We start from the raw sequence: 1,748 nt of genomic DNA, 5'->3' as shown, positions 1-1,748 counted from the left end.
GGCTCGGCATTCGAGCATTACGACGACAATCTGGAGCATTCCCAATGGCTGGCCATGATGTGGCCCCGGCTGGAACTGCTGCGGGAGCTGCTGGCAGAGGATGGCTCGATCTGGGTGAGCATTGATGACCGGGAGGGGCATTACCTCAAGGTCATCATGGACGAGGTGTTTGGGCGAGGGAATTTCGTAGCCAATGTCATCTGGCAAAAGAAGTATGCACCTGCAAACGACGCAATTTGGCTAAGCGACAACCACGATCATTTGATGGGTTTTGCGAAATCGAAGGCGATTTGGCGACCTAATAAGCTCGCGAGAAGCGAGAAATCGAACGCAGCCTACAAAAATCCCGATGACGATCCAAGAGGCCCATGGAAGGCAGGCGACTATACCTGTGCGAAATCGTCCGAGGAACGTCCCAACTTATATTATCCAGTCACCAATCCTTTCACTGGTGAAGAGATTTGGCCCAAAACTACGCGAGTCTGGGGCTATGGCAAAGACGAATATGAACGTCACGCAAAAGAAGAGCGTCTTTGGTGGGGCAAGACCGGCAAGAACAAGGTGCCCGCTTACAAGCGATTTTTGTCAGACGTCGAAGACGACGGCGCTGTGCCCCAAACCATTTGGCTTTGGGGTGACGTGGGGCATACTCAAGATGGACGAAAAGAGCAGATTGCACTAAATGCGAAGCCATTCGGGACACCTAAGCCCGAGAGGCTTCTGGAACGCATCGTGGAGATGACCACCGACCCCGGCGATCTCGTGCTTGACAGCTTCCTTGGCTCCGGCACCACTGCCGCCGTCGCGCAAAAGATGGGGCGGCGCTATATCGGGATCGAGATGGGGGGCCATGCCGTCACCCATTGCGCGCCGCGCCTGCAAAAGGTCATCGACGGCGAACAGGGCGGGATTTCCAAGGCGTCCGAGTGGCAAGGCGGCGGCGGTTACCGCTTCTACCGCCTCGGCCCGCCGGTCTTTACCGAAGATGGCCAGATCCAGCCCGATATCCGCTTCCCCACCCTTGCCGCCCATATCTGGTTCGCGGAAACCGGTAGCCCGTGGACGGAACCGCAGCCCCTTTCCCCCTTCCTTGGGGCGCAGGGCGGCAAGGGCTTTGCCCTGCTCTATAACGGCATTCTTGGCGACAAATCGGTCTCGGGCGGCAACGTCCTGACACGCAAGACGCTGGCCACGATCCGCGCAGCACAGGGAGATTTTGCCGGCCCGTTGACCGTCTACGGCGAGCGCACAGCGCTGTCCGAGGTGACGCTCAAGGCAGAACAGATCGAATTCAAGCAGACCCCTTATGACGTGAAGGCGCGCAAATGAAGCTGAAGGAGTATCAGAAAGCCTCGCTCGCCACGCTGCGGACATTCTTTGAAGAGGCGCGGATTGTCGGCCCGAAACCGGCCTATGAGACGATCACGGCCGAACCGGAACTGGCCAGGCGCCTGCGCGGCTATGCAGCAGGCTACAAGCCAATCAAGGCGCTGCCAGAGGTGCCCTATGTCTGCCTGCGCCTGCCCACCGGGGGCGGCAAGACTATTCTGGCGGCCCATTCCATCACCGTGGCCAAGGATGCCTGGGTCGAGAAGGATTTCCCGCTGGTGCTGTGGCTGGTGCCGACGAACACGATCCGCATCCAGACCGCCGAGGCGCTGAAAAACCCGCGCCACCCCTATCGGCAGGTGCTGGACGCGGCGTTCGAGGGCCGCGTGCGCGTTTTCGACATTGGCGATTTCACGCAA

Annotated in this window: 2 protein-coding genes; both read left to right on the top strand. The window is 59.3% G+C overall.

All coding sequences use genetic code 11. The annotated features are described in order from the left end of the window. Positions 1 to 1,329, top strand: a 1,329-nt coding sequence (locus KNW02_RS20490; protein ID WP_216035024.1) for a site-specific DNA-methyltransferase, incomplete at its 5' end; no start/stop codon positions are given. Further along, positions 1,326 to 1,748, top strand: a 423-nt coding sequence (locus tag KNW02_RS20485) for a DEAD/DEAH box helicase family protein (RefSeq protein ID WP_216035023.1), incomplete at its 3' end; no start/stop codon positions are given. The genes KNW02_RS20490 and KNW02_RS20485, both read left to right, overlap by 4 nt.

Source organism: Paracoccus marinaquae (genome assembly GCF_018860165.1).
Classification (GTDB): Bacteria; Pseudomonadota; Alphaproteobacteria; order Rhodobacterales; family Rhodobacteraceae; genus Paracoccus; species Paracoccus marinaquae.
Note: the sequence above shows the minus strand (reverse complement) of the source record. Positions and strands in the feature narration are given on the sequence as shown.